7 protein-coding genes and 2 tRNA genes are annotated in these 5,768 nt (G+C 68.2%); 8 read left to right on the top strand and 1 reads right to left on the bottom strand.

The window, feature by feature from the left end:
* The 5 genes from OEY_RS0105135 to OEY_RS0105120 form a co-directional block, all read left to right on the top strand.
* Nucleotides 1-828: rhodanese-like domain-containing protein (locus OEY_RS0105135; protein ID WP_010592842.1), on the top strand; the 828-nt coding region annotated here is incomplete at its 5' end.
* 32 nt (nucleotides 829-860) lie between these two features.
* A complete protein-coding gene (gene trxA / locus OEY_RS0105130; protein WP_010592841.1) occupies nucleotides 861-1,235 on the top strand; it encodes a thioredoxin in 375 nt (124 codons plus the stop codon).
* A gap of 30 nt (nucleotides 1,236-1,265) precedes the next feature.
* Nucleotides 1,266-1,436, top strand: a complete 171-nt coding sequence (locus OEY_RS30785; protein WP_162919307.1) for a hypothetical protein — start codon at nucleotides 1,266-1,268, stop codon at nucleotides 1,434-1,436.
* A gap of 169 nt (nucleotides 1,437-1,605) precedes the next feature.
* Nucleotides 1,606-2,997 carry a wax ester/triacylglycerol synthase family O-acyltransferase gene (locus OEY_RS0105125; RefSeq protein ID WP_228287164.1) on the top strand — a complete coding sequence of 464 codons (1,392 nt, stop codon included), beginning with the start codon at nucleotides 1,606-1,608 and terminating at the stop codon, nucleotides 2,995-2,997.
* Nucleotides 2,998-3,056: 59 nt separating this feature from the next.
* A complete protein-coding gene (locus OEY_RS0105120; RefSeq protein WP_010592839.1) occupies nucleotides 3,057-3,425 on the top strand; it encodes a carboxymuconolactone decarboxylase family protein in 369 nt (122 codons plus the stop codon).
* An 8-nt stretch (nucleotides 3,426-3,433) separates the two neighbouring features.
* Here OEY_RS0105120 and OEY_RS0105115 read toward each other — a convergent pair.
* Nucleotides 3,434-3,507: transfer RNA gene (locus OEY_RS0105115), tRNA-Gly, on the bottom strand.
* Between the two features lie 137 nt (nucleotides 3,508-3,644).
* On the opposite strand from OEY_RS0105115, the gene OEY_RS0105110 reads away from it, so the two are divergent.
* The 3 genes from OEY_RS0105110 to OEY_RS0105095 all read left to right on the top strand — a co-directional run.
* Nucleotides 3,645-3,721: transfer RNA gene (locus tag OEY_RS0105110), tRNA-Pro, on the top strand.
* Nucleotides 3,722-3,822: 101 nt separating this feature from the next.
* Complete coding sequence (gene tig / locus OEY_RS0105105; RefSeq protein ID WP_026137695.1) at nucleotides 3,823-5,199, top strand: trigger factor; 1,377 nt, start codon at nucleotides 3,823-3,825, stop codon at nucleotides 5,197-5,199.
* A gap of 220 nt (nucleotides 5,200-5,419) precedes the next feature.
* Nucleotides 5,420-5,768, top strand: a 349-nt coding sequence (locus tag OEY_RS0105095; RefSeq protein WP_029539895.1) for an ATP-dependent Clp protease proteolytic subunit, incomplete at its 3' end; no start/stop codon positions are given.

Below are 5,768 nucleotides of genomic sequence, written 5' to 3'. Positions count from 1 at the left end.
GGCGCCGGCTCGTCGTGCGGGAAGAACCTGTCGGCGGAGCTGACCTCGACGATCGGGGAGCAGCGGGTGAGCAACCCGTCGGTGCAGCCGATGAGCGAGGAGGCGTTCGTCGCGCTGGTCACCGAGGGCCAGCCCGCGGCGCCGTCGTACTTCTCGGTCGATGCCGGGTTGAACAAGAGCCTGCATCCGCTGCTCGATCAGGGCCGGGCCATCCCGGCGCTGAGCCCGGAGCGGGTGCGCGCGGAGCTGGCCGCCGGGACCCGGGTGCTCGATGCGCGCAGCGTGGACGAGTTCGCGGCGGGGCATCTGCGCGGGTCGGTCAACGTCGGGTTCGACGGGCGGTTCGCCGAGACCGGCGGCATGGTCGCCGAGGTGGGGGAGCCGATCGTGTTGATCACCTATCCGGGCGAGGAGCAGGACGCGGCGGTGCGGCTGGCCCGGATCGGGTCGGACAACGCGCTGGGGTATCTGACGGTCGATCACGACGGGGTGTTCCCGGCGGAGCTGGCGGAGCTGGTGCAGAGCGCGCCGCGCACCACCGTCGCCGAGCTCGACGAGATGCTCGCCGCGGAGGCGGTGGCGTTGGTCGACATCCGCAATCCGGGGGAGCGGGAGTTCGGGACGATTCCGGGGGCGGTGCCGATTCCGTTGGCGCAGCTGCGGGCGCGGCTCGAGCAGGGGCCCACCGGCAAGCCGATCGTGGTGCACTGTGCCGGCGGGTGGCGGTCGAGTGTGGCCGCGTCGCTGCTGCGGGCGCAGGGCTTCGAGAACGTGTCGGACCTGCTCGGCGGGTACAACGCCTGGGCCGAGGCCCACGTCCCCGCCTGACCGGCGCCGACGAGAACGAAAGGAACCATCCGATGGCAACGAAGAATCTCACCCTCGCGGACTTCGAGTCCACAATCCTCGGCAACGACATCGTCCTCGTCGACTTCTGGGCGTCGTGGTGCGGTCCGTGCCGCGCCTTCGCCCCGGTGTTCGAGAAGTCGTCACAGGCGCACCCGGACATCGTGCACGCCAAGGTCGACACCGAGGCCGAGCAGCAGCTCGCCGCGATGGCCGACATCCGCTCGATTCCGACGATCATGGCGTTCCGAGAGGGCGTCCTGGTCTTCTCCCAGCCCGGCGCCCTGCCCGCGGCCGCCCTCGAAGACCTCATCGGGCAGATCGAGGCGCTGGACATGACCGAGGTCCACGCCCGGATCGCCGACCAGAAGGCCGCCGCCGGCGCCTGACGCCGACCCTGTCACCCCTAGGAGGACCCCATGTGTTACCCCGTCACCTGCCCGAACTGTGGGAAGACCGGCTGGGGCGGCTGCGGCCAGCATGTCGATGCCGTCATGCGTTCCGTGCCCGCACCCGAGCGCTGCACCTGCGGCCAGGACACCACCCCCGGTGCGCAGGCACACACCCTCGGCGGACTCTTTCGCCGCTGACCGCACCTCGACGAGACTGCGCCTCCACCGCATTCTCCGCCGCGGCAACACCCCGCCCTGCGCGAGCTGGGCGGGGTGTTCGCGTCGCGGTCCGAGGGCCAATGACCCTTCCGCGGTCCGCGTGCCGGTGAAAAACTCGTAGACGCCCACTCGAGAAGGGACATCCGTGGTGAACAGAGCGATGGGGCCGGTGGACACCATCTGGCTCAACATGGACCGGCCCGAGAACCTCATGATCATCGACTCGCTGATGTTCTTCGAGGGGCCCGTGGACTGGTCGCGCGTGGTGTCCCTCGTGCAACGCCGCTTCGTCGACGCCTACCCCGCTTTCCGGCAACGCCCGGTGCAACCGCGCACCCACATCGGGTCGCCGCACTGGGAGGACGACCCGGCGTTCGATCTCGACAACCACCTGATCCGGACGACCCTGCCCCGCAGTGACGACGCGACGCTGCAGCGGTACATCGAGCAGCGGATGCCGGTGCCGTTCGATCGTCACCGCCCGCTGTGGGAGATGCACCTCGTCGACGGATACCGGCACGGAGCCGTCGTCTACACCCGGCTCCACCACTGCATCGCCGACGGCATCGCGCTCAACCAGGTGATGCTCTCGATGACCGGCGAGACTCCGGACAGTGACCTCGACGCCCCCGGGGCTACCGAGCCCGAGCACCGTGCCGGTCTCCTCGAGGGCGCGGCCAAACTGGCCGGCACCGCGATAGCGACCACCGCCGGTGCCGCGTCCGGAGTCGCCCACATGCTGTGGGACCTGCCCAAACTGCTCGACCCGCATGTCCTGGGCGACGCCTTCACCCAGGTCGAACGCACCGGCGGGATCGCGGACAAGCTCGTGCTCGGTCCCAAGCCGCACACGCCGCTCAGTGGCCGACCGGGAACGGCCAAGCGCGCGGTGTGGTGCGAGCCCTTTCCGCTCGACGACATCAAGCACATCGGTCACGAGACCGGCACCACCGTCAACGACGTGCTCATGGGAGCCGTCGCCGGCGCACTCGCGACGTACATCCGTGAGCACGGCGGCGAGCCGCAGGACGTACCCACGATGGTGCCCGTCAACGTTCGCCCCCTCGACCAGCCCCTCCCGAAGGAACTCGGGAACCAGTTCGCACTGGTGCTCTTCAAATACCCGTCGGCGCTGGCGACTCCGCTCGAACGCATCGTCGAGACCCACCGGCGCATGGAGGTCATCAAGCACTCACCGGAGGTGACCCTCACCTTCGGCCTGATCAAGGCGATCGGGCGTACCGGCCCGGAACTGGAGAGGTTCTTCGTGGACTTCTTCTCCGACAAGGCGATCGGGGTCACCACCAACGTCCCCGGCCCGACGGGCGACCGGTACCTGGGAGGAACGAAGATCCGCGGTGTGCTCGCCTGGGTGCCCGGCGCAGGCGAGCAGACCCTGGGTGTCTCGATCTTCAGCTACAGCGGCAGGGTCCGGGTCGGCTTCAAGGCGGACGCGGACCGGGTGCCCGATCCCGAGAATCTCGTCCGCGCCTTCACCGACGAGATCGACGGGCTGCTGCGGCTCTCGCACGCTGTGTGACACGCCCCGAATCCGCCGATTCGATGCCCGCGCCGGGGGTGGATGTCTACCGTCGGCTCATGAGCGAGCACGGGCACTACCAGGAAATCCTCAACGTACTGAATCCGCAGCACCGGGCGCTGCGTGCGGCGATCCCCGAGGTCTATCAGGGTTTCAACGCACTGAGCAAGGCCGCCTTCGCTCCCGGAGCCCTGGATACCAGGACCAAGGAACTGATCGCCCTCGCGATCGGCGTCGTCGACGAATGCGACGGCTGCATCGCCTCTCATGCGCGCAGCGCCGTCCGTGCCGGAGCGAGCAGGCAGGAGGCGGCCGAGGCGATCGGCGTCGCATTCCTCATGCAGGGAGGGCCCGCGACGATCTACGGTTCGCGGGCGTACACCGCGTTCTGCGAATTCGCCGACGCCGAGGAGCGGCGGGACCGGTGACGGTCCGGTGGAGGGGATGACGGGAATCGAACCCGCGTAGCCAGTTTGGAAGACTGGGGCTCTACCATTGAGCTACATCCCCATGCATGCGATCGACCCGGGTTTCCGGGTCCGCCGCGTGCAGGAACAGACTGTACCGAACCTCGCTTTGGATTTCATAATCGGGGGGCCGTAGGATTCTCCCGCGGGTCCCCGGAAGGTTCCGGGTGCCGGTGTTGACGGGATGTGGCGCAGCTTGGTAGCGCATCCGCTTTGGGAGCGGAGGGTCGCAGGTTCGAATCCTGTCATCCCGACCAGGAAGAACCGGGTGGAAGACCGCGCACCCGGTGACAGCTTGATCGAACGACACACGAGCACGAACAGAACGACACACGAGCACGACAGAAGGAGCATGTCCGTGAAGAGCACCGTCGAGCAGCTCAGCCCGACGCGAGTCCGTATCAACGTTGAGGTGCCCTTCGAGGAGCTCCAGCCTGATTTCGACCGCGCGTTCAAGGCACTCGCCAGCCAGATCCGACTGCCCGGCTTCCGGCCGGGTAAGGCTCCGCGCAAGCTGCTCGAGGCCCGCGTCGGGCGGGGCGCCGTGCTCGAGCAGGTCGTCAACGACGCCATCCCGGCCCGCTACAGCGAGGCAGTGACCGCCAACGAGGTCAAGGTCCTCGGCCAGCCCGAGGTCGACATCACCAAGCTCGAGGACAACGTCGAGCTCGTCTTCACCGCCGAGGTGGACGTCCGGCCCGAGATCGCCCTGCCCGACTTCTCCACCATCGAGGTCACCGTCGATCCCGTGGAGATCACCGACGAGGCGGTCGAGGAGCAGCTGCTGTCGCTGCGTCAGCGTTTCGGCACCCTCACCGGTGTCGAGCGTCCGGTGCAGGACGGTGACTTCGTGTCCATCGATCTGTCCGCGACCGTCGGCGGCGAGGCGGTCCCCGAGGCCTCCACCACCGGTCTGTCCCACGAGGTGGGGTCGGGTCAGCTCATCGACGGCCTCGACGAGGCGCTCGTCGGCATGTCCGCGGGCGAGTCGAAGGAGTTCACCACCACGCTGGTCGCCGGTGACCATGCCGGCGACGAGGCCGTCGTCACCGTCACGGTGAACAGTGTCAAGGAGCGCGAGCTGCCCGCCGAGGACGACGAGTTCGCCCAGCTCGCGAGCGAGTTCGACACCCTCGACGAGCTCAAGGCGGACCTGCGCGAGCGGGTCTCCCGGGTCAAGAAGGTCGAGCAGGCCGGTCAGATCCGCGACAAGGTTCTCGACGTGCTGCTCGAGACGGTCGAGGTGCCGCTGCCCGAGGCCGTCGTCCAGGCCGAGATCGACGGCGCCCTGCACGACGCCATCCACGCGCTCGATCACGACGAGACCAAGCTCGACGAGCTCCTCGAAGAGCAGGGCTCGAGCCGCGAGGAGTTCGACAAGGACACCCGTGAGTCCGCCGAGCGCGCCGTGAAGGTGCAGCTGCTGCTCGACGCGATCGCCGAGGCCGAAGGCACCACCGTCGAGCAGGAAGAGCTCACCGAGCGCATCTTCTTCCAGGCGCAGCGCTACGGGATTCCGCCGGAGCAGTTCATCCAGCAGATCGGCCAGGCGAACCAGCTGGGCGCCGTCTACGCGGACGTCCGTCGCGGCAAGGCCCTCGGCAGCGTCGTCGACCGCGCGACCGTCACCGACACCAGTGGCGCCACGGTCGACACCTCCGAGCTGTTCGGCACGAAGAGCGACGACGAGTCCGAGGACGCCGAGGCTCCGGCCGGCGAGGGCGAATCCGAGTAGTCGGCCGAGATCCGTTGCCGCACCGCGCGATTGCATGCGGGGCGTGGCAACGGTCCTCCGCCGGGTACGCCGAGTGGAAATTTCCGCTTTGAGCGAAGTGGGGCGGCACCGGGCATCCGGTGCCGCCCCACTTCGTTACTGTCAGTGTCAGCAATCCACGATTGACGAGAAGGCAGGTACCGTGACTCCTCAGAATCCGGCGACATCCATCGGTCCCACGATGACCTCGGCCACCGCTGGGCTCAACCTCAGCGACTCGGTCTACGAGCGGCTGCTGCGCGAGCGGATCATCTTCCTCGGTACCCAGGTCGACGACGACATCGCGAACAAGCTCTGCGCGCAGATCCTGCTGCTGTCCGCGGAGGATCCGACTCGCGACATCTCGCTCTACATCAACTCCCCGGGTGGATCCGTCACAGCCGGCATGGCGATCTACGACACCATGAAGTTCGTCGAGTGCGACGTGGCGACCTTCGCGATGGGTCTGGCTGCCTCCATGGGGCAGTTCCTGCTCTCGGCCGGCACGCGGGGCAAGCGGTACGCCCTGCCGCACGCGCGGATCATGATGC

It is taken from the genome of Rhodococcus sp. P14, assembly GCF_000256505.1.
GTDB classification, from domain to species: domain Bacteria; phylum Actinomycetota; class Actinomycetes; order Mycobacteriales; family Mycobacteriaceae; genus Rhodococcus; species Rhodococcus ruber.
The sequence above is the reverse complement of the archived record's forward strand: the minus strand, read 5'-3'. Positions and strand labels throughout refer to the sequence as shown.

Excerpts from the sequence above, each read along its gene's own strand:
- OEY_RS30785 (WP_162919307.1), top strand. The coding sequence starts at position 1,266 with ATGTGTTACCCCGTCACCTGCCCGAACTGTGGGAAGACCGGCTGGGGC.
- trxA (WP_010592841.1), top strand. The coding sequence starts at position 861 with ATGGCAACGAAGAATCTCACCCTCGCGGACTTCGAGTCCACAATCCTC.
- OEY_RS0105120 (WP_010592839.1), top strand. The coding sequence starts at position 3,057 with ATGAGCGAGCACGGGCACTACCAGGAAATCCTCAACGTACTGAATCCG.